This is a genomic window from Mesorhizobium sp. M1406 (assembly GCF_040317555.1).
Taxonomy (GTDB): domain Bacteria; phylum Pseudomonadota; class Alphaproteobacteria; order Rhizobiales; family Rhizobiaceae; genus Mesorhizobium.
Window position 1 is genome coordinate 1 of record NZ_JAMYKW010000039.1, and the last position, 24053, is coordinate 24053.

Below are 24053 nucleotides of genomic sequence, written 5' to 3' on the forward strand. Positions count from 1 at the left end.
CCTCCAGCTCCAGCCAGAAGGTTGAATCAAATTCCAATCGATTTGGGAATCCCTTATCGACTCACCGTAATTTCATCCCGCTCTAGGTCGACCAACGCGCGATTCTCGGTGCAACTCCACCGCCTTCGTTGCCGCACGCGCTCGGGACGACGTCGGCTCTTTCGATGGTGATGTCCGTACCTGTACAGATCGCGACTCCGACATCGGCAGCGGCGAGCGCCGGTGAGTCATTTTGCATGCTGAAGACGCGCTCCAACCCGTTCATGGAGAAGACATCAGGCCCAGCCCGCGAATGTAAAGGCATTGATCGTCTGCAGAAAATTCCCCTCGCGCCAGCTGGCTTTGGCATTGTCCAAACGGCAGGCTCAACCGTGGCTGTTAAATTGCGGTTGCCAGCGCAGACAATAGGCCTGAATTCGGCGGACGATGACCGCCAGGAGAATCCCCACGATCATGAGCACAAAAATTGCGACCATCATTCCGGCGGCATCCGCGCGCGCTTCAGACTCGACGATCAATTTGCCGACACCGCGTTCTGACCCAATAAACTCGCCGACAATGACACCGACGAGCGCAAAGGAAACAGCCGGCGTCAACGATGCGAAAACCCATGCCAAGGCAGACGGTACGACGACAGTGCGAAGAATCTTTCCTTCACTTGCCCCAAGCAGCCGGGCGGCGGCGATCTGGTCCTGGTCGACCGCTCTTGTTCCCTCGTAAGTATTGAAAAAGACGACAAAAAACACCACGATCCATGCCGTAACAATCTTCGACATGTCGCCGATGCCGAACATCAGTATGATCAACGGCACCAAGGCAATACGCGGAATCGAATTGAGTGCAACGACGTACGGTTCGAATACCTTTGACAGGTAGTCGGAGCGCCCTAGGACCATCCCGACTACAACACCCGATATGGTCCCGCCCAGAAAGCCGAAAAAAGTGTTTTTCAAAGTAGCAAGTGTCGCCGACCAGAGATTGTTGGCGTTGTCATTGAAGCATTGCCCAATGCCTGAACGGTCCAGCATCGTACCCGCTTGATCCGCAAAGCAGCCAAGGCGGAGAAAGCTTTGCCATATCTCGGAAGGCCTGGAGACGAAATAGGGATCGAGAATGCTTGGCACTATATATCGCAATATCCCGATGCTCCTCAGGTCATAACCCCATTGCCAGATCGCTAGAATGGCAATGAGAATCGTAATTCGCCACGAGAACACTGCGATGACGTTCGGTTTCATTTCATTCCGCCTTGGTCTTCCTGAATTCCTCACCGAGCGAGTGCCAGATGTGAGAAAACATCTCAGCAAATTCGCGTGACTCGCGCAGCGCGACCGCGTCGCGCGGCCGCGCGAGGGGGACTTCAAAATCTTCCTTCAGCCGGCCAGGGCGTGCAGACAGAAGAATGATGCGATCGGCGAGCGTCAGGGCCTCGCCAAGATCATGTGTGACGAAGATCACAGTCTGGCGCCGCGCTTCCCATATCTCCAGGAGGATGCGATGCATCTCCAGTTTTGTATGGGTGTCCAGCGCTCCGAAGGGTTCGTCCATCAGCAGAATCTCTGGCCTGGTGATGAGGGTGCGCATCAGCGCCACGCGCTGGCGCATGCCTCCCGAGAGCATCCTCGGAAAGCTCTTGGCAAAATCGGCAAGGCCGACCATCTGCAGCGCTTTGCGAACCCGTTCCTGCCGTTCCAGCTTCGGGACGCCGTGGATTTCCAAACCATATTCGACATTCGCCTCCACGGTCCGCCAGGGAAATACTGTGTCGCGCTGGAAGATGTAGCCAACCTTCGGATTGACTTGGCCGAAGTTCATCTGCTGGCCGTCGATCAGGATCTCTCCGCTAGTCTTCTCAACAAGACCCGCGACCATGTTAAGGATCGTGCTCTTGCCGCAGCCGGACGGTCCAAGAAGAGCGACGAACTCTCCCTCAGCCACGTCGAAAGAAACCCGATCGACAGCGGTAAAGCCCGCACCAGCCGCACGAAAACTCTTTTCGAGGGCGCGCACCTCAATACGAGTGGTCCGCTGCCGCTGGGGCAGCGACGGGCTCATAACCGGCCGCATGATCGTCATCTCAGCCGAACCTTGCCTTTGCGGCAGCGACAAAGCGCGTATCGACCGCTTGTTCGAATGGGGTTGGGGGAATCTCCGTGGCCTTGCGAAACCAGACCTTCGCACCGCGCTCATAGTCTTCGGGTGCTATCGTGCCATCGTAGGCCCACGTGTCACGGTCGAACAACAGTTCAGTCTTGGCGAATTCCGGATCGATCCCACCATAATATTTCTTGGCGACCAGGCCGTAGACCTCGTCTGCGGGTGCCGTCTTCACCCAACGCATGGCCTGGTAAATGGCATTTACATATGCCTGAACCATTTCCGACTCGCGATCGATGGTATCCTGCAATGCATAGATGACGATCGAGGGAATGTTTCCGCCAAAGTCGCGCTGCCAGACGCCGTCGGCACGAACATCATAAATGGTCTTGCCAAACCCGCCACGTTCCGCCTGCAACTGCCAGGTCAGGGGCGTCATGAGCGCATCATATTGCTTTGATTGGAGACCGGCGAGCGAAGTCTTGCTGCCACCGCCAGCGATCCAATTCACCTTCTTGTCGAGGCCTCGCTTTTCAAAATAGTAGGAACCGAACATCCACGTTCCAGAACCGATAGCAGTGGCTGCAATCACCGGTTTTGAGCCATCCGGCTTACTCATATTGGCCAACAGGTCAGGGGTCGTCACACCTTGCTCGTAAAGATCCGCCCTGACCACCATGTTTGCAGTCGACGCGACCACTTGGGTCGCCATGATCATCTTGGCGGGCTTGCCGCGGTTGGTCAGCTGCAGCGGATGGCTCGCATCGCCTTGTCCGAAAGTGGCTTGCCCGGCGGCGACCATTTGCCGGGCGAGCGAGCCCGCATCGAGCGGTGTCAGGGTCATATCCAGCCCCTCAGCTTTGAAAAAGCCTTTCTCCAGGGCAACAGCGCTAATCGCATAGATCGGAGTCGTGGATCCGTATGTTATCGAAGCGCTGGATGCGGCGAATACTGATTGCCTGGTAGCGAGTACAAAGCCGATGCTGCCTGTCGCTGCTAGCAAATGCCTGCGTGTGATCATAACTTCCTCCCTTGGTGTCTATGCGAATGCCAATAAGGGTGGCCGATCTCCTCCAGATCAGGCCCGCCAATCCATTGTGTTGGGCGGCTTCGCCCGCGCGATGGCGCCGTAAAGCTGTTCACCGGGCATTTCCGATTCCGGAATAGCGCGCACCGCCGTCAGCGCATCCATGTCGATTCCAGTTCGGAAACCCATTGTCTCGCAGAGATAGACGAGATCCTCGAAGACAATGTTGCCAGTTGCGCCCGGAGCGAACGGGCAGCCCCCAAGACCACCGAGCGAACCGTCAAGAATTCGAGCGCCTGCATCGAGTGCCGCCGAGGCGTTGGCAATAGCCATCCCGCGTGTGTCGTGGAGATGAACGAGAAACGGTCGATCGCCGCAGAGCCTCTTCATTTCAACGCATAGTCCGCCGACCTGCCTCGGTCCGGCAAAACCCACAGTATCAGCGATTCCGATTATATCGGCCCCTGCCTCGAGACACGCCTCGGCGAGATGCAGCACTTCTGCTGGATCGACGGTGCCTGCGATCGAGCAACCGAACGCCATGGCAATCCCGGCATTAACAAGCGGCTTGCCCTGCGATTGATTGCGCAGCTCGACCACTTTGCCGACAAGCTTGACTGCAGCGTCGCGTGATCGGCGCATGTTCGCCTGGCTGTGTTCCTCAGTTGCCGAGACGACGCAGACGATTTCGTCAACTTCGGTTTCGAGTGCATCTATTGCGCCTCGCTCATTGAGAGCCAGCCCCATGGAAAACGCACCCTCAAGGCGAGCAACTGTTTTGATCATCTCGCGAATGTCAGCGAATTGTGGCATGCGTGATGCAGGCAGAAAGGAGCCGATCTCGAAGTGACGAACGCCCGCCGCATATTCGCCGGCGATCCAATCGCGCTTGGCGCTGGTGGATGGAAATGTTCTCACCAACTGAAGCCCATCGCGAAGTCCGACCTCTCGAAGCGTCACACGGTCGGCGGGATAGATTTCAGCTAGCGATCTCATGCGGCTTGCGCCTTGGCATCGCCACGGGCGGATTCGATATCCGCATCGGTCAGACCGAGCTGTTTCAGTACCGATTCCGTGTCTTGGCCGACAGCAGGAAGGTCACCGCCGCCCGTCAGCATGATCCCATCGACTTCAAATGGCAGTGAGGGCGCTCGAAACGTTTCGCCTTCCGATGTTTTCGATGTTGCAAGGCCGCCAGGGCGCATGACGTGTGGATCAGCGTACATGTCACTGGGTTTAGCAATCGGCGAATAGGGAATGCCGAGTTCCTCGAACGATTTGAGCAAGCCATCTGCATCGCTGCCAGCAATCGCGGCGGCCACTATGGGGACCGTCCAGGCGCGGGCATTGATCTGGTCCATGCGTGTTCGCAGACGGTCATCTGCAAGCAGTTCATTGAGACCGAGCAAACCACACAACGACGCCCATTGTCCTTCAGTGACGGCACCGACGAAAATCTGCCGCCCATCCGCCGTGTCGAAGATGTCGTAGACGGGCCAGGAGAACTCACGCTCCGGCATGGGCGGTGGATTCTTGCCTTCCAACTCGAACTGGACCATGTGTTGGGCAACGAGCAACAAGCAGTTCTCGAACAGACCAATGCGAAGATTGCGCCCGTCCCCTGTCTGGTGACGCTCAAGGAGTGCTGCCAGGACGGCAAATGCTCCGAAAAGCCCACCCATGATGTCGTTGACCGACGACCCGACCCGTAGCGGCCGGCCCGTCGGTCCGGTCATATACGCAAGTCCGGTCATCATTTGCACGACCTCATCTAGCGCCGTGCGATCCTGATAAGGTCCACGCAAGAAGCCCTTGTGCGAGGCTATGATCATTGTTGGATATTGTGTTCGGAGGCGATCCAGATCAGCGCCCATCTTGCTGAGCGAAGCGTCGCGGAAGTTCTCGACGAAAACATCGGCTGTCGCGAGAAGCTTGTCCAACGCAGCCCGCCCGCTTTCGGTCTTCAAGTCCAGCTGAACAGACTTCTTGCCGCGGTTAAAGACGGGAAACATTGGCCGGCCCATACCGCCGAGCCTTCGAGTTTTGTCACCTTCCGGCGGTTCGACCTTGATGACCTCGGCACCAAGAAATCCGAGAAACATCCCGCAGGAGGGTCCCATGATCATATGGCTCATCTCGACGACACGAAGACCGTCAAGCGGTTTGAAGGTCAATTCCATGGGCGGTCCGATCCACATTTGTCGTCAGCCCGAGGACGATATCCTTGTCTTCGGCATCGCGAAATTATAGTGTTTCTAAATCTGCTTTCTCGAAACGAGAAACGTATGGATTCACGGCAACTTCGTTATTTTTCGGCGGTCTACGAGCACGGCAGCCTGTCTTCTGCCGGCGAACACATGCGCATCGCTGTATCGGCTCTGAGCCACCACCTCTCCAATCTTGAAGCGGAGCTATCTACAGCTCTATTTTTCCGCAAGCCGCGTGGAATGCAGCCGACCGCGGCAGGAGAGCGCCTCTATACCCACGCCAAATCGATCCTGAAGGCGATGGCAGCTGCTGAGAAAGATATCCGGGAATCCGGCGGGCAAATATCTGGAGATGTCTCCGTCGGCATGGCCTATTCGGCGGTGAAAGCCATCGGTGTGTCGCTGGCGCAAAGAGTCCTGGCGGATTATCCGAAACTGCGGCTCTCGCTTTCCGAAAGCCTTTCGGGTTCCACGTTGATGCATCTCATGACGTCGGAAGTTGATCTCGCGCTCGTCTATAATCCACCGACGGAATCGCGTCTGAAAACCCAGCCGATCCTCGAAGAAACCATGATTTGTATCGGGAAACGTGAAATTATTGGCGACACCGACGAGCCGATACCATTCGCCAGCTTGCTCGAGCTTCCGATCATTCTCTTGCGGCAAGGGCTCTCTGCCCGAGCCCTGGTCGATGATGTCGGCCTGCTGAAGAGACTCGAAAGCAAGGCTCGACTGCAGATGAATTCGGTTCATGCCATTGCCGATTCCCTTGTTGCGGGACTTGGCTGTGTGATCGGAACAAAGCTGTTTATGAAGGAACATATCGAAAGCGGTGCTCTTCACTTTCGTCCAATCATCGAGCCGGAACTGTCACGCACGCTTTTCATTTGCGAGATTGCTGACAGAACCGGCACATTCGCGGCCGAAGCGGTGCGAGCCGTGATTCTGGATCTGGTCGCGGATGCGGTGATTAAGGGAAAATGGGACGCCACTCTCAGCATTCCCTAAGAACGAACGAGCGGCATCAATTTCGTACCTCGCGCCGGCAGATGCGCGCACGTGCGGAATGCTTTGGGGCGCCCCTCGCTCTACCACGCCTATATCTTCGCAGCGGATACCGAGCACGACATCGCTCTCCAGCGATGGATATTCGAAACCGTAGGCTGACGTGTCGATCGCAATACCGCCAACCTGGAACCGGCCAGCAGCGTCCAGCCGACCTTGCAGAAAATTCATCGCCGGCGAACCAACGAAGCCTGCGACGAACAGGCTCGCCGGGATATGACCCGTGCCGCGTATGATCTCAAACCGCGATGCCGGATCAGCGCCGCCGTCGACGAGCACGAGCGGCGAAGCGGCGGGCGGCCCGTCGATGCGATAGTGCAGCGTGACCCCTTGATGCGCGCGAAATTCATGCCGGGACTCTCACCGGCGCAATTCGCGGGGCATGCCCTTCGGCCGCAGATGTCGTTTCTGAGCCGCAATGCGGAACGGCGCGTTGGGTGCGCCGTAGCCCTTGTAGCCGCCACGGCGTTCCACCACCTCGACGATGAAGCCTTCGCCGAAGGTCGGTGCATAGAGCTGAAAGAATTCGCCGTTGTCGTCGCGGTCGTAGAGGATGTTTTCGGCGCGCAGCCGGTCGGCGAGATCCGGTTTGAGCCCGAACCGTGCTTCGACATCGTCGTAGTAGTTCGGTGAAATGGCGAGGGGCGCGAAGCCGTTTCGTCTCAGCGCCGCCGCGGTGGCGAAGATATCGCCGGTCAGAAACGCCAAATGCTGCACGGCCGAGCCGAAATTCTCGGCAATGAAACGCCCGGCAAGCGTCTGCCGGTTCTCGGCCCCGTTCAATGTCAGCCTTAGCTGGCCATCATCGCTCTCGATCGCTTGGCTTCTCACAATGCCGGACGGATCGATGACATCCACCATCGGCGTCTTCCTGGTACGGAATATCGATCTGTAGAAGAGCAGCCAGGTGAGCATTTCGCCATACTCCATCGTCTGTCCGACATGGTCGATCCGCGTCAGACCAGCGGGCTCGCAGGGGCTGGCGTCGTCGACGGGCAGGAATTCCACGTCCCAGACGTTGGAGAGTTCCGACGTGCCGTCAATGAAGTAGACGACGCCGCCGCCGACCCCGCGTATCGCCGGAATCTGCAGTTCGCCCGGTCCGACGGCCTGCTCGAACGGCTCGGCGCCGAGCGCCTGCGCGCGTTTGACTGTCGCCTTCGCATCCTCGACCTTGAGGCCGATGGCGTAGACAGATGTCCCGTGGACCAGGAATGAGGAGTGGGCCAGACCCTCGCGCTCGGTGTTGACGACAATGTTGATCTCGCCCTGCCGATAGAGGCTGACCTCCTTCGATACATGCCGTCCCGCCAATTTGAAGCCCAGCGCGTGCAGCAGCGTTGACAGCGCGGCACTTCCGGAATCGTCGGCCGCGAATTCGACGAACGCCACGCCCGTGACGCCGACCCGGTCCGGCATCTCTGGCATCTCGAGCTGGAGCCCGGGTTCGTCGCGCCGCACCTGATCCATCAGCGCAAGCAGCGACCGGCGGCCGTCCACGGCGATCGATTTCGGCGACCCGCCACGGAACTGATCGTTGAAAATCTCCAGCGACAGGTATCCGTCATAGCCCGTGGCGGCGACCGCGCCGACGAAAGCCTTGACCGGCAGGTCGCCTTCGCCCGGCATGTTGCGGAAGTGCCGGCTCCAGTAGAGCAGGTCCATCTCGATCAGCGGCGCATCGGCCAGTTGCACGATGAAGATCTTGTCCTTCGGGATCGAGCGGATCGAGCCGACGTCAATCTTCCGTGCCAGAGTGTGAAACGAGTCGAGAATAAGCCCGACATTGGGATGGTCGGCGCAGCGAACGATCTCCCAGGCGTCGCGATGGTCATTGATGTGCTTTCCCCAGGCAAGCGCCTCGTAGCCGACGCGCAAGCCACGCCTTGCGGCGCGCTCGCCGAGTTCGCGGAAATCCGCCGCCGCGCGGTCGATGCCGCCGAGCGCCACCGGCGAGACGCTGGAACAGATCAGCATCAGATCGGTACCAAGCTCTTGCATGACGTCGAATTTGCGCTCGGCGCGGTCGAATGCTCGACTGCGCTGCGGCTCCGGCAGCCCTTCGAAATCGCGGAAGGGCTGGAACAGCGTGATGGCGAGCCCGGCATCGCGCGCCATGTTGCCGACGTCGGCGGGCGAGCCGTCGAAACCCAGGAAATCGTTTTCGAAGATCTCGACGCCATCGAAGCCGGCGGCGGCGATCGCGGCGAGCTTCTCGGGGAAGTCGCCGCCTATCGAGACCGTGGCGATCGAGGTCTTCATCTCTTTGCGGACCCGCGCTGCAACGCCCTCGACCCATAAGGATCAAGGGAAAAAACGACAGACTCGACGCGGTCTTGTTGCGGCATCATAGGAGGGCGATCACCCGGGTTGGACCGCCCGTGGCGCCCTTCACCTTGGGGATGCCGAGGAAGAGACGCGTTCCGGATTCCGGAATCGCGTCGAGATTCGCCAGGCATTCCACGCCCCAGCGACCGCTTCCCAGCCATTCGTAGTGAACTGGAAACGCTCCACCCGAATTCAGCCCGGTGTCGAGCGACAGCGTGTCGACTCCGATGCCCTTCACCTTGCGCTCGTTGATCAGCATCTGCGCCGTTTCGATGTGGAAGCCTGGTGTGTGATTCTTCTTCTGGTCGTCATAGCCGGTGAATTTCGGATTACCGATCAGTTTGTGCCAGCCGGAATTCATGACGACGCAGCATCCCTCCGGCAGCGGACCGTTTTTCGATTCCCACGCCTTGACGTCATCTGGCGTCAGCGACGTGTCGACATTGTCGGCGGCGCGGGCGGCGATGTTGATGATGGCGACCGGAACGATGAGATCCGAGATCGGGATCAGGTCGGCCGTCAGGCCGTCGGCGGAGAAATGGATCGGCGCGTCCATATGCGTGCCGCTGTGCTCGATGATCATCCAGCGATTGAGGTTCACCTTGTCCTTGGCGAAGGTGACGAGTTGCTCGACGGTGAACCATTTGTCACCGCTGAAGGTCGGAAATCCTTCGTAGAGGGCATGTGAAAGATCGACCGTGTCCGTGAAACCTGCTTGCGCGGCGCGTGCCGGCTGAACCGTCGGGAGCGTTGCCGCGGCGGCGGCTCCGAGGCCGAGGGTGAATCCAGCCTTGAGCAGGCCGCGTCGCGTCGCTTTTTCGCAGATCGAATGAAGGCACCCTGGAGGACACATGTGGCTTTTCCTTCCCCTGTTTCGTTTGAGATCGCGAGTACCGACGGCGTTCCGGCAAACACTGGGTCTGCCGGCGCGCCGCTCACGCCGCCGTCATCTCCACCAGTGACTGCACGGCGACGCGATATCCCTTGGGTCCAAGCCCGGCCAAGACGGCGGTCGCGACCTTCGACACCAGCGAATGGTGGTAGATCTCCTCGCGCCTGTGAATGTTTGAGATGTGAAGCTCGATGATCGGCCCGGAAAACATCTTCAGCGCATCGAGGATCGGGATCGATCTGAAACTCAGCCCGGCCGGGTTGATGACGATGCCGACGCCCTCGTCGATCGCTTCATGGATCCAGTCGACAAGCTGGTGCTCCGCATTCGACTGGTGGAAGCGGATCGGTCGCTGTCCAGCCGCCTCCCAGCACATCGTCTCGATCTCGGCAAGCGTGGTCGTGCCGTAGATTTCCGGCTCGCGCTTTCCCAAACGGTTCAAATTAGGGCCATTGAGGATGAAGATAGGTTTCATGGCGTTCACCCCTGATATCCGAACAGTCGCGGCAGCCACAGCACCAGCCCGGGGAAGAATGTGATCAGCACCAGCGCGCCGATCATCGCCCACAGGAACGGCAGCACGTCGCGCACCAGGTCGCGCAACGGCACTTCGGCGATGCGTGTCATGATGAAGAGCAACAGCCCGTATGGCGGCGTTATCAGGCCGATCATGATGTTGACGACAACCATGATACCGAAATGCACCATGTCGAGGCCGAGGACCCGCGCGGTCGGGATCAGTACCGGCACGACGACCAGCAGGATGGTGGTGCCTTCGAGCAGGCAGCCGAGGATCAACAGTATGACGTTGACGAGGATCAGGAAGCCGGTCGGCGACAAGTCCCATGCTTTCAGGACGGCAGCCACGGTCTGCGGAATATTCTCGACGGTCACGACATAGTTGAAGATGAGGGCACCGGCGATCAACATGCCGATCGAGGCGGTCGTGCGCGCGCTGGCCAGCACCGAGCGGTAGAAATCCCCGAACGAGACGCTGCGGTAGAGCACGACCGAGATCAGCAGTGCGTAGGCGGCGGCAACGGCGGCCGCTTCGGTCGGCGTGGTGACGCCGCTGTAGATGCCGCCGAGCAGCACGACAGGCATCATCAACGACGGCAACGCCTCCCAGGTGATGCGCGGCAGGTCGCGTACGGGCGTCGGCTTCTCGACGGGGAAATTCAGCCGGCGCGCATCGAAAAAGACGATGCCCATCTGCGCCAGGGCCATGAGCAGGCCGGGAATGACGCCGCCGAGGAACAGGTAGCCGATCGAGGCGTCGGAAACGAGCGCATAGATGACCATGGGGATCGACGGCGGAATGATCGGGCCGATCACGGCGGTGACAGCGGTCAGCGCCGCGGCATAGCTCGCCGGATACTTGCCGTCCTTGGTCATCAGCTGCTGCATCATCTTGCCGGAGCCGGCGGCGTCCGCGATGGCCGAGCCGGACATGCCTGCGAAGATTATCGACTGCACGATGTTGACGTAGGCGAGCCCGCCACGGAATCGCCCGACGATGGCGTTGCAGAAGGCCATGAGACGATCCGTCATCGAGCCTATGTTCATCAGTTCCGCCGCAAGAATGAAAAGCGGCACGGCGAGCAGGATGTAGTTGGTGTACATGCCGTTCAGGATCTGCTCGGCGGCGGTGCCCATGTCGAGGCCGGCAAGCAGCAGATAGAAGATGGAACTGGCGATCATGGCGTGGCCGATCGGCAGGCCGAGGAACGACAGCGCGATGATGGCGGTGATCGTGAGGGAAAAGGGACTGGTAAGGCTCATACGCCCGACCCCGCCTTGGTCGGGTCGAACTCCTTCGGCGCCTTGCCGAACATCGCCTGCCAGGAGAGCCATAGGTAGCGGACGATCGCGGCGATGACGAAAATGACATAGATCGAATAAAGCCAGTCGAAGCGGATCTTCATATAGGCGGTGCTCTCGACCTTCATGAAGGTGACGTAGTCCCAGACCGCCGGGAACGAGATGCCATAGAGAACGATCAGCGCTGTGGCGGAGATCAGGAACATGACGCGCCGCGCGCCGGGACCGACGGCGGAATAGATCAGGTCGAAGCGGATTTCCTCTTCCTCGCGCACGACAAAGGCGGCGCCGAACAGAACCAGCCATATCCAGAGGATAACGCTCAGTTCATTGGTCCAGCCGATGGGCAGGTTGAGCAGATAACGGAAGACGATTTGCAGAATGAAGGCGGCAAACATCAGCCCCAGCATCGCGGCCAGAACGTTCTCTGCGCGGCGATAGAGCCAGCGGCCGGATTGTCTAAGCTGCCTTTTCAATGGACTTATCCCGTTCTTGCCGGCCTCGCTCCGTTGTCATCGCGAGGTCCGGCTGACCCGCCAGCGGCCGGACCTGTTCGCTGTCCGCGCCTAGAGCGCGTTGATCTTGTCGACCATGCCCGCCGGCCAGTCCTTGGCAAGATCCGAAGCGAGATACTGTTCCTGGACGTGCTTGCGGAAGGCGGCGACATCCGGCTCGTAGATCTTCAAGCCCTTGCCCTTGAAAGTCTCGACGAGTTCCTTCTCGTGGGTCAGGTGTTTCTCGGTCGAGAAGTCGATCGCCGCGTCGGCGGCAGCCTGGACCTTCGCCTGCCTGTCGGCGCCCATCTCATCCCAAACCTTCTTCGAGATGCTGAGAAGGTCGAAGCCGACGAGATGCGAGGTGAGCACGATCTGCGACATGACCTCGTAGAACTTCATGTTTTCGACGTTCGGCAGCGGGTTGTCCTGACCGTCGATCGCGCCGGTCTGCAGGCCTGTATAGACCTCGGCATAGGCCATCGGCGTTGGGTTCGCGCCGAGCGCCTTTCCCAGGAACTGCCAGGCATCACCGCCAGGCATGCGCAGCTTGACGCCGGCGAGATCGGCCGGCGTCTTGATCTTCTTGTCAGGCTTCAACCCAACCTGCCGGACGCCGAAATAGGTCGGGCCGAGCACCTTCACGCCAAGCTGGTCCTCGGTCATTTTCTTGAGTTCCGCACCCGACTCACTTGCGAAGAACGCTTTGAGGTGAGCGGCATCCCGGAACAGGTAGCCGGCCGTCACAATCGACCACGCCGGAATCTGCTTTGAGATGTCCTGCGGGGCGATGTTGCCCATTTCGAGGTTGCCGCGCTGGATCGCGACGAGTTCAGTGCCCTGCTTGAAGAGGTTACCGCCATAGTAGCCTTCAAAGGCGAAGTCGTCCTTGATGGCATCGGCGAACATCTTCATCATATCGGCGCGGATGTCCTGCTCTGAGAAAACGGCCGAAAAGCGCAGTTTCGGCTTGTCCTGAGCGAAGGCCGGAAAAGAGCCGGCGGCGAGAATTCCAGCTCCAACCAGGAACCGGCGACGTGTCGTTGTGAGGTTCATTTTAGTCCTTCCTCCCTTTTGCGATACGAAGTGACTTCTGAGTGAAATCCGGTTGATCTCTATTCGGGTGGCGCGCCACCAAACGCCGAGAAAACCGCCTTCATACGATCCGTGTCCGGCGCGGTGCCGGTGAACAGCTCGAATGCTCGCACCGCCTGGAATATTGCCATGCCCTCACCGCTAAGCGTGCGGCAGCCACGGCGGCGCGCCTCGGCAAGCAGCTGGGTTTCGAGTGGAAAGTAAATGATGTCGGCCACCCAGCAGCCGCGCCTCAGCAGAGCGGAATCGATGGGCATGCCGGGAAGCTTGTCCATGCCTACAGGGCTCGCGTTGACGATCCCGTCGGCCGCTTGCGATGCCTCGACGATGTCGGTTACGGCTTCGACCTTGTCTGCGCCGAACCGCGACGACAGCCGGTCGGCAAGCGCGGTCGCGCGAGCCGTATCGATATCGCCGATCATCAGCCTGCCGACGCCGCTCTCGAGCAGAGCGTGGCCGACCGCCGCGCCCGCGCCACCAGCGCCGAGCATCACCACGCGGTCGCGTGGAGCGAGCGCCATGCCGAGGCGGAAGCTTTCCTTGAAACCCCACATGTCTGTGTTGTGACCGACGCGCCGTCCGCCCCGCAGGACGACCGTGTTCACCGAGCCGATAGCCTGCGCTGCGTCGGACAGCTCGTCGAGAAGCGGAATGATCTCCTGCTTGTAGGGGAAGGTGACGTTGAATCCGTCAAAGCCGAAGTACTCGGCAAAGTCGACGACCTCTGAAAGCCGCGGGGGCACGACGCCCATGCGATCGGCATCGAGAAGGCGATAGATATAGGCGATTCCGTTCGCGCGGCCCTCAGCCTCATGCATGGCCGGCGTGCGGGACTGCTGAATGCCGCGGCCAAGCAGCCCGACCAGAATCGGTCGGGAATCGGCGACCGCCTTCCTCTCCGTCATGACCGCGCTGGCGGCTGCTGATACCAATCAGACCTCCGGGACGGCAACCACGCTTTCGCATGCTCCTCGTGCCATCGGGGCGCACTTTGTACTGTCTGGTTAATTTCGTCAATGACTTTGTACAAGCCGGTTAATTTCATTATCTCAACGCCCGGTGTAATGTTTGCGCAGTGAGGGCAAGGTCATCCATGGACGACAAGACAAGCGGCAGAAACGGCTGGAAGCAGGATCCGGCGGGAGTCCGGAAGAATATCCTCGCGGTGGCAATGGCGGAATTCGCCGCCAACGGGCTATCGGGAGCGCGCATCGATGAGATCGCGGCGAAGACGAATACGTCAAAGCGCATGATATATTATTATTTTGGCGACAAGGAAGGGCTGTACGGTCGCGTCCTCGAGGAAGCCTACCGAGAGGTGCGGGCTGGCGAGCAGGAACTTGAACTCGATCACCTTCCGCCCGTCGAGGCCTTGGGACACCTAGCCGAGTTCACGTTCGACCATCATAGCCGCAACCCCGATTTCATTCGCATCGTCATGATCGAGAACATCCACCACGGGGCGTATCTGGAGAAATCCGACCTGATCCGCTCGCTTAATGCCGGCGCGATCCAGAAGCTGGAGGCAATCTGCCGCCGCGGGCGGGAAGCAGGCCTGTTTCGGGACGATGTCGAACCGCTGGAGTTGCACTGGCATATCAGTGCCCTGAGTTTCTTCAACGTGTCCAACCGGGCAACCTTCTCCCACATCTTCGGCGACAGGCTCTTCAGCGCCGACAGGCAGCAATTGCTTAAAAAGCACCTAGTTGAAATGGTTGTCGGCCTTGCCGTTACCCAACCGGCGTCACAGCGCGGTGAAGCCTGGCCCTGCCGTTAAGGACATTTTGGACACAACGTCGCGCTATCGAGACGCATCCGCCCGCCACAGTGAAGCAGCGGGCAAAAACCGCCAAGTGGCAGCCTCGGCCTAGGTTTGCTCCGCAGGTGTTTCTTCGGGCGGAGGCGTCAAAACCGTGATGTCCATTCTGGCGATCTTCGATGCGGCATTACCCTGCGAGTTAGGATCTGTGTCGCCCGTTTCGACAACCATTGCCTTGGCGCGATGTCCTACGCTGTCGGCGCTCTTGCCTGGCGCGAATCCTTCGCCCGTTTCCGGTTTTGCCGCTTTCAATTGAGTTTCCGGTACCTGCCGATGCTGACTTGCAATTGCCGAAACCATCGATTCCCCCTTTGGTGAGGGCACCATGGTATCTGCCGTGGCTGTTGCGAGACTTACCATGCGGAAAGCCCGCCACCGATGGCAGCGGGCCGTTATTCCCGACCGGAAAAAAGAATTGGAGTCCTTGCCCCTCGATAAAGCCGGGGAAATCGTGGTCGGTCGTATCAAGTTCCCGCCCGTCGTCGCCTTCTTCCCCAATGAGGCGACGGTTTTCTTCGTCGGTCAACGACCGGCTTTGTGTCTGATGACGGCGCCCCGAGAACGAGATCCTCACACAGCGGGTGTTGCGATCCCCTCAAGCGCAATGATCCTGGTGCTGGCGCAACGCTTGCGGATCTCGATAAGGCGGGCATATTCGGGCGAATTGTACCAGCCCATCAATGACGCCATGTCGGGGAATTCGATAATAACCAAACGGTGTGGCTCCCAGTCACCTTCCAGAACCTTGGTCGCACCGCCACGACCCAGGTATCGCCCACCGTAGCGCTCCTCGGTGGCCGGAACATCCCGCCGGTATTCCTCGAACACGGCAGCATCTTTTACGTCTACATCCGCGATCAGATAGGCGGCCATTTGTGCTCTCTCCCTCTCAACAGCGGCCGGAGCCTTGCGCACTCCGAACTCACGAACGCGAGATTAGCTCGGATTTGTCAACGTCGGCCATACCCTTCGTCGAGCAGGCATTCTGACACTCCGCATTCCCGCCGCTAATAGATCTGCAGGCCAAGCCGCTCGTTCCTTCGCCACCGCACCACGGCACGATAGCTGGCGTCGTCCGCGGGGACGTAAAGGACGAAACGGTCGGGAATTGTGGCACCGGAGTCCACCCGCAATTCCGCACCATGAACATGCTGGTTCCTGACGGAGCATCCGATGTTGGCATCATCGGTGATGATGGTTGCGTCCTTCAGAACAATCCCACGTGAATGAGAGCGTCGCTCGATGTGCTGATCGGTGGGACCCATTTTTTCATTCCTCCCGGAAGTCCTGCAGCGAGGCGTGGCGCAGATTCCTGGTCGAAGAGTCCGCATCGAAGGGCTGGACGAACTTCAAACACATGGATCCGCTCACAAAAACCGCCATCCAATTAGCTTGCGCTAAAATGGTTCCGGAACGTTTACCGCACATTGCCGAGTGAAACGACTTTGCGCAGATTGGGCTGCCGGCGGATTTGATTTGCTTGGTGATCCCCAAACCTTAGGGCAAACTGCCTGCCGGGGCCGCAGGAGGAGAAATGAGAGCACGCGCAGCAACGCTTGGGGATCTGGAGGATGTCTTTCGCGGTCTGTCCAAGCGAATGTCGGATGAATACGTGGCGGCTGGCAAGGACAGCAAGATCGCCTATGACAATCTGATGATGAACTTGAAGGAAGGCCGTGCGCACGCGCTTGTCGAGGGCGACAAGGCCGTGGCGATCATCGCCTGGCATGAGAACAGCGACGCCGCCGATACGCTGTTTGCAGCGCAGGAGGATTTCTTCCGTGCCTCGACCGTTCGCTTTTGCAAGCGGCATATCAGGCATATCCAGGCACTCGCCGGCAACCTCCCCATCCACTCGCGCAGCTGGCTCCAGGGACCGGATGTCGCAAGATGGTTTGGCGTCATCGGCTACGTCGAGCGCGGCCAGGACAATGGCGCTACCCTGTACGAGCTGCCGCCCGCTCGCATCGGCTAAGCAACCCTGGCTGGTGAAGGTCTTCACCATGGCCGCAAACGCCGCCTCCACCTCGCCCATCGCCCGCACAGGTTCGTCGATGCGGGTCACGGTCTTCGGCTCCGGGCGCCTTTGCTCGGCGGCGTTCTGGGCTGCCTCAGCAAGCGGCTTGCGCCGGGCGCCAATTGGCGGGATGTTATGGGAGGGCAACCGGGGGCAAACCGGTACGCCGAGATCGATATGGCTGCTGGAAAATGTCACGAACTTGCTTCGCCTTTCTTGCCTTTGTTGCCTTGATGAGGCCGGTAGAGGCAGGCGAGTGGATGTCTCATCTGCTTGACCGCTCCAGCCTGGCGACCGCCTATTTTCGCCAAGCGGATCTTGTGACCGCATACACGACCGCAATGGCGCGCTTCCGTCTGCAGTTCGCGGGGCGTGCCGGCGAAACCAACCTTGCGGTCCCTCTCGAACCACTGCTTTTGCGAGCGGAATTCCGTGCGCGGACATGGCGCTCGGCGGACGGCAGCCTGTTGCAAGGCTTCGCCGGCAAGGGCGGCTTCCGGCTGACTACCGGAAACTGCCTGGCGCGCATTTGCGCTGCCAGCGAATGCAGCGATGCCGGTTGGCCGGTTTACGCCTGCAGCGACGGAGGCAAGCGCAAGATGTCCGTCACGGATTTTGTGACGGCAAGCTTCGGCGGCGTCTCCTACCGTCGATTGAGCGCCTCCCCTTCACAGGAATGACGGCGCGAGGCGCCCGACCACCTTGCTGCAGCGTTCCGCAAAGGGCGGTATCCTTCACCCTCACCGCAAACGCCGCCTGCACCGCGCGATTGACCGTCACCGGCAGGATCGACATGTGGTTTTCGCCGGCATGCGGTTCGAAGCTCGCGCGCACGCCCAATAGATGGCGGGGCTCGCCGCGATCCTCTGGAAGGCAGAGGGCCGCTTGAAGGCCCCGAAGGATGGCCGTAAAGCGCCTGGCGGCTTGCATCGACCGTGACCCGACTGGCGACCCACGGCTTCAGCTCGTCCTTGATGAAGGCAAGGAATTCCCCTGCCCCACCGGTCTGGACTTCGGGCGCGAGAAGGAGCTCGCCATCGTCCCTGGCGCGACGCATCTGTTCGAAGAGCCTGGCGCCCTGGACGAAGTCGCGGACCTCGCCAGCCGATGGTTCTCGCGCCATGAGTTCGGAGAGATCGGCGTCGACATCCTGATGGCCGCGCCTTGGATCACCCGGTGCGGGATCATTTGCGTCCCCAACGCGTTAGGACCTCCGTAGGACAGCACCTGCAACCCGAATGGCTGTCGCAACCCTTATGTGGGAGAAAGACAATGCCGGATAAGAAGACCATCGAGAAGGCCCGAAAGGACAAGCGCGAGGGCAAGTCGCCGAGCACCCAGGCCGGCGAGTTCGTGCACGAGGAGATTGACAAAATCCGCCACGGCGAACACGGCGCGCGATCGACCCAGCAGGCCATCGCCATAGGACTTTCCGAAGCAAGACGCGCAGGCGTAGACCTGCCCCCGCCCAAAAAAGGCAAGGTGAAGGAGAGTACGCGCAAAAGCGCCGAATACGCCTACGAGGCCGGCCAGGGCGAACGCAGGCCGAAACGCCGCCCGCAGGTCTCGAAAGCCGTCTCCAATGTGCTCGAGCACGAGCCGAAGAGCACGGCGTCGCACGAGGCGCTCTCGCAGCAGGCCAAGCGTGCGGCTTCGCGCCGGACGGCTGAGGAGCGCTCGGCCGCCGCGAAGAAAGCCGCCGAAACGAAAGGCGCTCGCGGAAGGAAGCAGGCAGCGCAGAAGGCCGCCAGAACGCGAGCACGCCACGCATAGTTCAAGACGGCAGATCGAGCCGCGGACGCGCAAGCGGGCATATCAGGCATATCCAGGCATATCCAGGCGCCCGCCGGCAACCTCCCCATCCACTCGCGCAAGCTGGCTCCAGGAACCTGACGTCGCCAGATGGTTTCATATCATCGGCTATGTCGAGCGTGGCCAGGAGAAGGGCGCCACCCTGTACGAGCTGCCTCCGGCCTCAGCCAAATAGAATCGGGGCTTGTTGCAAAGCGCCGCGAGCGATACAGGCGAAGATGCCCTCTCCCCGGGTACCGAGACGCTCCGCCATCAGCCGTCCTGGCTGAGTCTGACGCGCTGCCGTTGATTTCCAGACGTTTCCTGCGACTATCGGCATGCGCCTGCGACAGATCGAGGTCGAAACAATGTATCCCGAGTATTCCGATCACGTCTTCGTCGACCTCGCACCCGAACTGTTCAGCCAGTCGGAAACAATCGTGGCGCGCTATCGCGGGCTTCTCGCCACCGCCTTTCGCTATCGATCCGGCGTTGCCGGTCTTCGGATCAGCAACGCAATGGGCGAAATTGTCATGCTGCCGTTCCAGGGGCAGCAGATCTGGGACGCAACGTTCCTCAACCGCTCCCTGACCATGCGCTCGATGTTCGACGAGCCCGTCGCGACCCGCGACTACCTCTCCAACTACGGCGCGTTCTTCATTCACTGCGGCGCCACCGCGATGGGCAATCCTGGCCCGGATGACCGCCACCCGCTTCACGGAGACCTGCCAAATGCGCCCTATGGGCATGCGCAACTGATCGCCGGCAGCAATGCCGAGGGGCCTTTCATGGCGTTGACGGGGCACTGCCGACAGACCGTTGCCTTCAGCCACGACTATTTGATGAAGCCTACCGTGCGGCTGCAGCGCGACGGCACCGGCGTGGCCGTCGACATTGCCATCGAGAACCTGAAACGCTCGCCCATGGAGCTGATGTACCTGTCGCACATCAACTTCAGGCCGGCCGATGGCGGGCGCCTGATCGACACCGTCGCCGATGATCACGCCGACATTGTCGTGCGCCAAGTGCTTCCGCCCTTTTTTACACCGAGCGAAAGCTACCTTGCCTATCGCGACGCCGTCGTAGCCGACCCTTCGCGGCATCGCATATTGAGCAAGGGCGAGCCGATCGATCCCGAACTCGTGCTGACGATGAAGGCGAAGGCAGACGCCGAGGGCTGGGCGCACGCTCTGCAGGTCCATCCGGACCGAACGGCGGATTTCGTCAGCTTTCGCCCCGACGAGCTCAATTATGCCGTGCGCTGGATCACGCGTGGTGCTGATCAGGACGCGCTTGGCCTCGTGCTGCCGGCGACCGCCGAACCGGACGGCTATCTTGCGGCGAAGGAAAGAGGTCGCCTGGTTTGCGTCGCGCCGGGGGAAATATTCCGCTGCGCCCTGCGCTTTGGCGCTATGAACGCGGAGGAGGCCACACAACGAGAACAGGTCATTGCAGCGTTGAGGAGTGAAGGCCGTTAGCCAGAGCCCCTCACCGCAAACGCCGCCTGCACCCGCGATTGACGATGACCGGCAGGATCGACATATGGTTTTCGCCGGCATGCAGTTCGAAGAGCGCACGCACGCCCGGGAAAAACATCAAGATGCTTCGCCATTGCCCGCCCGAATTCGTCGGTGCGTATCACCTTCGCAGCAGCCACATCAGCACCGGGCCGCCGATCAGCGTGGCGACGAGACCGGCCGGAATCTGGCGCGGGAAGATGGCTGTGCGACCGATCCAGTCGGCCGCGACCATGATCAGCGCGCCGGCGAGCACCGCGCCAATGGCTTGCGGCAGGGCACGGGACAGGCCAAGGCGTCGGGCAAGATGCGGCGCCATCAGGCCGATAAAGGTCAGCGGACCGACGATCAGCGTCGAGGCGGCGGTGAGTGCCGCGACCATCAGCAGCACGAGAAGCCGCGTTCCCTTCAAGTTGATGCCAAGGCCTTGCACGGCGGCGGAGCCGAGCGGCAGGATGTCGAGCCAGCGCATGAAGAGAGGCGCGAGCGCGAAGAGGCAGACGGCGATGCCGCCGGTCAGCAGGGCGGCGCTGACATCGACGCCATAGGTCGAACCGGTGAGCCAGTTGAGCAGCAGCATGGCGCGAGGATCGCCGGTGGCGGTGAGCACCAGGATCAGCGCGTCGAACAAGGCCGTCAGGGCGACGCCGGCGAGCAGCAACCGCTCCGGCGCATAAGCGGCACGGCGGCAGATCGCCAGCGTCACCAGCAAAGCGGCGAAGGCGCCGATGGTTGCCGCCGCCGTCTGAACCGGGCGTCCGGCGTCGGAGAGCGCGAACAGCGCCACTATCATGCCAAGCGCGGCACCGGCGCTGATGCCCAGCACTTCGGGACTGGCCATCGGATTGCCGGTCAGCCGCTGCATCATCAGCCCGGCCAGCGCCAGCATGGCGCCGGCACTCAGCGCGGCAAGCACGCGAGGCCACCGCCACGACAGTAGGGGCCGGAGTTCATCGCCGAAAGCGAAGGTCCAGCCATGCGGCCCCGGCCCATAGAGCAAAGCCAGCCCCAGCAGCAAAAGCAGACCCAGGCCGATCGCCGCCAGCACGAGGCCGGGCCGGCTTGCGCGTGGCAGCCGTTCGGCCGTCAAAGCCGGAGTTTCCAACCCAAGCGCAAGGCGCGGCAGCAGCCAGAGCAGCAGCGGCGCGCCGAGAAGCGCGGTGATCGCTCCGGTCGGCAGCAGGTCACCTTGCGGTCCGGTCGCGATCTGCACGGCCTGGTCGGCGGCCCACAGCAACGCGCCGCCGATGAGCGGCGCCATCACCATCTGCTGACCTAGCCGTCGGGCACCACCGATGCGCGCCAAGGTGGCGGCGGCCAGGCCGACGAAACCGATAACGCCGACAGCGGCAACGACAAAGGCGATCAGCGCGACGGCGGCCGCCAGTCCGGCGAAGCGATAGGCGCCGAGCGGGACGCCAAAGCTGCGCGCGCCTTCATCGTCGAGGCCAAGCAAGGTCAGCGGCCGCACCATGAGGAAGATCGCCAGCGCAGCAGTGCCGATGCGTGGCAACAGCCACAGTGTCGTCGACCAGTCCTGCTGGCCGAGCGAACCGGCGCCCCAGATGAACAGGCTGGCCAACCATTCATGCCGCAGCACAATAAGAGCGGCACCGATGGCGCCGGCATAGAGGCTGACCACAAGCCCCGCCAGCACCACCGAAAGCGGCGACAGGCCCTTGTGCCAGGACAGAGCAAAGACGGCGGCAAAGGCCGTGAAGGCGCCGGCAAGCGCTATCCATTCGCGGCCGAAGGCAAGCAGGGACGGCGACAGAAGCGTCGCCAGTGCCAGCGCCAGATAGGCGCCGGCCGAGACACCGACCGTTTCGGGCGAGGCCAACGGGTTGCGCAGAACCTGTTGCAGGACCGTTCCTGCAAGCCCGAGCGCCGCGCCACACAGGAGGCTGACGGCAAGCCGGGGCAGGAAGGCGTAGTGGACGAGCACCTGCCGCATGTCGGCGACGTCGGGGGCGGCGAGCGATTGGAGCCAGAGCGCCGCCGGCAGCTGCACCGTGAGGTTTGAGACGGTTGCCGCCAACGCTGCCGCGAGCAGCATGGCGCAAAGCAGGATCGCGCCTACGGGCTGATTGCCAAGAAAGCTCGACGGGGAGGCCCGGCCGGCCGACGCGGGCTTTCCCTCCTGAGCGATGGCCGCGGCATCCTCAGCCACGGGCGGCCTCCGCGATCATTGCCAACGCCAGGACCCGGGCGAATCGGGCGGCTGACGGAAGCGCACCGAACATCAGGACAGCGGGAAGGCGCATGATCGGGTTGCGCACGAAAGGCATGGCGTTCCAGACCGGGCTTTCGGTCAGCGTGCCGCCGGCGCCCTCGGGCAAGGGTTCGAGATAGGCAAGGCGTGCGTCGCTGGATGTCGCCAACCCGTCGACGCCGACGGTTGAAAACCCCCAATAATTGGTCTCGGCCGTCCAGGCGTTGCTGAGCCCGATGCGGTCGAACACCTCCTGAAACAGACTTTTCCTACCGTAGACGCGCACATTGCGGGAATCCATGAAGCTGACGACATAGATCGGCCGCGCCGATAGCGGCGCCAGCTGCCGGCGAACTTCTGAAAAACACGCATCTGTGGCCGCGATCAGTGCCTCGCCTTCGTTTTCCTTGCCGACAAGCCCGGCGAGCAGGCGCGTCGCCTCGACCGCGCGCTGATAGGGCTGCCCCGCTTCGGTATAGAGCCCGATCGTCATCACCGGCGCCACGCGTTCGAGCAGCGGCTTGATGCCGTCGAGATACGGCGTGGAGAGGATGATGTCGGGCTTGAGCTGCTGCGACAATTCGAGGTTGGGCTCGAGCAGCGTGCCGACGTCGGCGATGTCAGGCGGCAGCGGCGGCTCGACCACCCAGGTCTCCCAGACTTGACGGTCGGCAATGGCTACCGGCGGTACACCCAGCATGAGCAAGGTCTCGGCCAGCCCATCATCCAGGCAGACTATGCGCGGCCGGCGGGGTTCACCCGTCGCCGCGGACGCCATGCCGGCGAACGGCAGCGTGAAAAGCCCCAGTGCCTGGCGGCGGGTCATTCGGCACGTATGATCGGGCATGGCTCTCGGCTGGAGCTCTCGGTCTCTGTGCAATGCTGCGCGCCTGCTTTTCGATCTGGTCTCCAGGTTGACTATGAAACATGAGCTTAGTAGTCAACATTGAAGGGACTCCGACAGGTCTGCTTTTTGTTCGACCGAATGTCAGGCGTAACCGTCCGCTGGCCGCAGGCGATTCAGCCTGCCCGTGCGACACCACGCCCACCGAAAATCGCGGCCCGCGAAACCCAATCCACGTGCCGAATCATTTTTCCTCCACGAATACATTCCATGATAGAGGGACGGCCATCGCCGTGTCCGGGATAGCCAGAGACCCAAAGACGGCTAGGGGCGCGTATCAAAAAGCCGGCGGCAGCCGCCGCCAGAAGGCGTCAAAGACCGGTCGAACGCATCAAGGCGGCGCGATCGGGTTGCACTCGGCAAGGCTTGATGGTTTGTTGCCGCTACACGGAGAACGAATGATGCGAGAGCCTGCCGGTCAAGACGAATATGGGTCGACGAACCCCTTCGATCCGGACGACCTGCCGACGTTGAACGCGATCGGTCCGAGCATGGGAAGTGGCAACGATTTCGAGAAATACGCCGTTGCCGTGATCATCGTCTTCGGCGCGCTGATCATTGGCGGGCTGATGGCCGCATCGATGGTCTTCGGGCACCGCAACGGCTTCCTCTTCGCGCTTGGCGGCGCCACGTCCGCCTGGATATCCGGAAACGCGCTGCTGCTCGACCGGCCGCGCATCTACGCGCTGTTCGTCGGCATCGCCGCCTTGATGCTGATTGCCTCCACCATCACGCTGGTCCTGTGACAACCATCGCGGCTATGCGCC

The 24053-nt window shown here is 61.1% G+C and carries 25 protein-coding genes and 1 pseudogene; 8 read left to right on the plus strand and 18 right to left on the minus strand.

Going from position 1 to position 24053, the window contains the following annotated elements:
* Positions 1–365 precede the first annotated feature (365 nt).
* The 5 genes from NKH03_RS24875 to NKH03_RS24895 are packed head-to-tail and all read right to left on the minus strand — an operon-like array spanning position 366 to position 5304.
* Complete coding sequence (locus NKH03_RS24875; protein WP_352871341.1) at positions 366–1238, minus strand: ABC transporter permease; 873 nt, start codon at positions 1236–1238, stop codon at positions 366–368.
* 1 nt (position 1239) lies between these two features.
* Positions 1240–2076, minus strand: coding sequence for an ABC transporter ATP-binding protein (locus NKH03_RS24880; protein ID WP_352871343.1), 837 nt, complete (start codon positions 2074–2076; stop codon positions 1240–1242).
* A 1-nt stretch (position 2077) separates the two neighbouring features.
* Positions 2078–3118 (minus strand): ABC transporter substrate-binding protein, encoded by a 1041-nt coding sequence (locus tag NKH03_RS24885; protein ID WP_352971187.1) that lies wholly within the window; start codon positions 3116–3118, stop codon positions 2078–2080.
* A 57-nt stretch (positions 3119–3175) separates the two neighbouring features.
* Complete coding sequence (locus NKH03_RS24890) at positions 3176–4120, minus strand: hydroxymethylglutaryl-CoA lyase-like TIM-barrel protein (RefSeq protein WP_352971189.1); 945 nt, start codon at positions 4118–4120, stop codon at positions 3176–3178.
* On the minus strand, positions 4117–5304 hold the full coding sequence (locus tag NKH03_RS24895; RefSeq protein ID WP_352871346.1) for a CaiB/BaiF CoA transferase family protein: 1188 nt from the start codon (positions 5302–5304) through the stop codon (positions 4117–4119). The genes NKH03_RS24890 and NKH03_RS24895 overlap by 4 nt, the downstream gene beginning before the upstream one ends.
* A 105-nt stretch (positions 5305–5409) precedes the next feature.
* On the opposite strand from NKH03_RS24895, the gene NKH03_RS24900 reads away from it, so the two are divergent.
* Positions 5410–6339, plus strand: coding sequence for a LysR family transcriptional regulator (locus tag NKH03_RS24900; RefSeq protein WP_352871347.1), 930 nt, complete (start codon positions 5410–5412; stop codon positions 6337–6339).
* A gap of 102 nt (positions 6340–6441) precedes the next feature.
* Here NKH03_RS24900 and NKH03_RS24905 read toward each other — a convergent pair.
* From NKH03_RS24905 to NKH03_RS24940, 8 genes and pseudogenes are all read right to left on the minus strand, one after another.
* Positions 6442–6567: pseudogene (locus NKH03_RS24905) on the minus strand (hypothetical protein); the annotation flags it as partial.
* A 189-nt stretch (positions 6568–6756) separates the two neighbouring features.
* Complete coding sequence (locus tag NKH03_RS24910) at positions 6757–8658, minus strand: bifunctional sugar phosphate isomerase/epimerase/4-hydroxyphenylpyruvate dioxygenase family protein (protein WP_352971190.1); 1902 nt, start codon at positions 8656–8658, stop codon at positions 6757–6759.
* 85 nt (positions 8659–8743) lie between these two features.
* Positions 8744–9577, minus strand: a complete 834-nt coding sequence (locus NKH03_RS24915) for a cyclase family protein (protein ID WP_352971192.1) — start codon at positions 9575–9577, stop codon at positions 8744–8746.
* Between the two features lie 82 nt (positions 9578–9659).
* The gene (locus tag NKH03_RS24920) at positions 9660–10091 is read right to left on the minus strand and encodes a type II 3-dehydroquinate dehydratase (protein ID WP_352971195.1); all 432 of its coding nucleotides are present in this window, start codon (positions 10089–10091) and stop codon (positions 9660–9662) included.
* A gap of 5 nt (positions 10092–10096) precedes the next feature.
* Positions 10097–11398 (minus strand): TRAP transporter large permease, encoded by a 1302-nt coding sequence (locus NKH03_RS24925; RefSeq protein ID WP_352971196.1) that lies wholly within the window; start codon positions 11396–11398, stop codon positions 10097–10099.
* On the minus strand, positions 11395–11847 hold the full coding sequence (locus NKH03_RS24930; RefSeq protein ID WP_502913558.1) for a TRAP transporter small permease: 453 nt from the start codon (positions 11845–11847) through the stop codon (positions 11395–11397). The genes NKH03_RS24925 and NKH03_RS24930 overlap by 4 nt, the downstream gene beginning before the upstream one ends.
* A gap of 156 nt (positions 11848–12003) precedes the next feature.
* Positions 12004–12987 (minus strand): TRAP transporter substrate-binding protein DctP, encoded by a 984-nt coding sequence (gene dctP / locus NKH03_RS24935; protein WP_352971200.1) that lies wholly within the window; start codon positions 12985–12987, stop codon positions 12004–12006.
* Positions 12988–13046: 59 nt separating this feature from the next.
* Positions 13047–13931: a shikimate dehydrogenase gene (locus tag NKH03_RS24940; RefSeq protein WP_352871400.1), complete on the minus strand. Its 885-nt coding sequence runs from the start codon at positions 13929–13931 to the stop codon at positions 13047–13049.
* A gap of 188 nt (positions 13932–14119) precedes the next feature.
* Here NKH03_RS24940 and NKH03_RS24945 point away from each other — a divergent pair, with 188 nt between their 5' ends.
* Complete coding sequence (locus NKH03_RS24945; RefSeq protein ID WP_352871356.1) at positions 14120–14803, plus strand: TetR/AcrR family transcriptional regulator; 684 nt, start codon at positions 14120–14122, stop codon at positions 14801–14803.
* A 90-nt stretch (positions 14804–14893) separates the two neighbouring features.
* On the opposite strand, the gene NKH03_RS24950 is transcribed toward NKH03_RS24945, so the two are convergent.
* From NKH03_RS24950 to NKH03_RS24960, 3 genes are all read right to left on the minus strand, one after another.
* Positions 14894–15145, minus strand: coding sequence for a hypothetical protein (locus tag NKH03_RS24950; RefSeq protein WP_352871358.1), 252 nt, complete (start codon positions 15143–15145; stop codon positions 14894–14896).
* Between the two features lie 270 nt (positions 15146–15415).
* Positions 15416–15718 carry a DUF1330 domain-containing protein gene (locus NKH03_RS24955; RefSeq protein ID WP_352971202.1) on the minus strand — a complete coding sequence of 101 codons (303 nt, stop codon included), beginning with the start codon at positions 15716–15718 and terminating at the stop codon, positions 15416–15418.
* Between the two features lie 134 nt (positions 15719–15852).
* On the minus strand, positions 15853–16110 hold the full coding sequence (locus NKH03_RS24960) for a PilZ domain-containing protein (RefSeq protein WP_352971204.1): 258 nt from the start codon (positions 16108–16110) through the stop codon (positions 15853–15855).
* Positions 16111–16379: 269 nt separating this feature from the next.
* Between NKH03_RS24960 and NKH03_RS24965 the strand changes: the two genes are divergently transcribed.
* The 5 genes from NKH03_RS24965 (at position 16380) to NKH03_RS24990 (ending at position 20131) form a co-directional block, all read left to right on the plus strand.
* Positions 16380–16820 (plus strand): hypothetical protein, encoded by a 441-nt coding sequence (locus tag NKH03_RS24965; RefSeq protein ID WP_352971205.1) that lies wholly within the window; start codon positions 16380–16382, stop codon positions 16818–16820.
* Between the two features lie 302 nt (positions 16821–17122).
* Positions 17123–17542 (plus strand): hypothetical protein, encoded by a 420-nt coding sequence (locus NKH03_RS24970; RefSeq protein WP_352971207.1) that lies wholly within the window; start codon positions 17123–17125, stop codon positions 17540–17542.
* A 221-nt stretch (positions 17543–17763) separates the two neighbouring features.
* Positions 17764–18081: a hypothetical protein gene (locus NKH03_RS24980; protein ID WP_352871364.1), complete on the plus strand. Its 318-nt coding sequence runs from the start codon at positions 17764–17766 to the stop codon at positions 18079–18081.
* 53 nt (positions 18082–18134) lie between these two features.
* Positions 18135–18635 (plus strand): DUF6496 domain-containing protein, encoded by a 501-nt coding sequence (locus tag NKH03_RS24985; protein ID WP_352971210.1) that lies wholly within the window; start codon positions 18135–18137, stop codon positions 18633–18635.
* Between the two features lie 386 nt (positions 18636–19021).
* On the plus strand, positions 19022–20131 hold the full coding sequence (locus tag NKH03_RS24990) for a DUF4432 family protein (protein ID WP_352971255.1): 1110 nt from the start codon (positions 19022–19024) through the stop codon (positions 20129–20131).
* A gap of 160 nt (positions 20132–20291) precedes the next feature.
* On the opposite strand, the gene fhuB is transcribed toward NKH03_RS24990, so the two are convergent.
* Together fhuB and NKH03_RS25000 are read right to left on the minus strand one after the other, a co-directional pair.
* Entirely contained in the window at positions 20292–22340 is a 2049-nt protein-coding gene (gene fhuB / locus NKH03_RS24995) for a Fe(3+)-hydroxamate ABC transporter permease FhuB (RefSeq protein WP_352971213.1), read from the minus strand.
* A complete protein-coding gene (locus NKH03_RS25000) occupies positions 22333–23229 on the minus strand; it encodes an ABC transporter substrate-binding protein (RefSeq protein WP_352971215.1) in 897 nt (298 codons plus the stop codon). The genes fhuB and NKH03_RS25000 overlap by 8 nt, the downstream gene beginning before the upstream one ends.
* Positions 23230–23684: 455 nt before the next feature.
* On the opposite strand from NKH03_RS25000, the gene NKH03_RS25005 reads away from it, so the two are divergent.
* The gene (locus tag NKH03_RS25005) at positions 23685–24032 is read left to right on the plus strand and encodes a hypothetical protein (protein ID WP_292188085.1); all 348 of its coding nucleotides are present in this window, start codon (positions 23685–23687) and stop codon (positions 24030–24032) included.
* Positions 24033–24053: the final 21 nt, after the last annotated feature.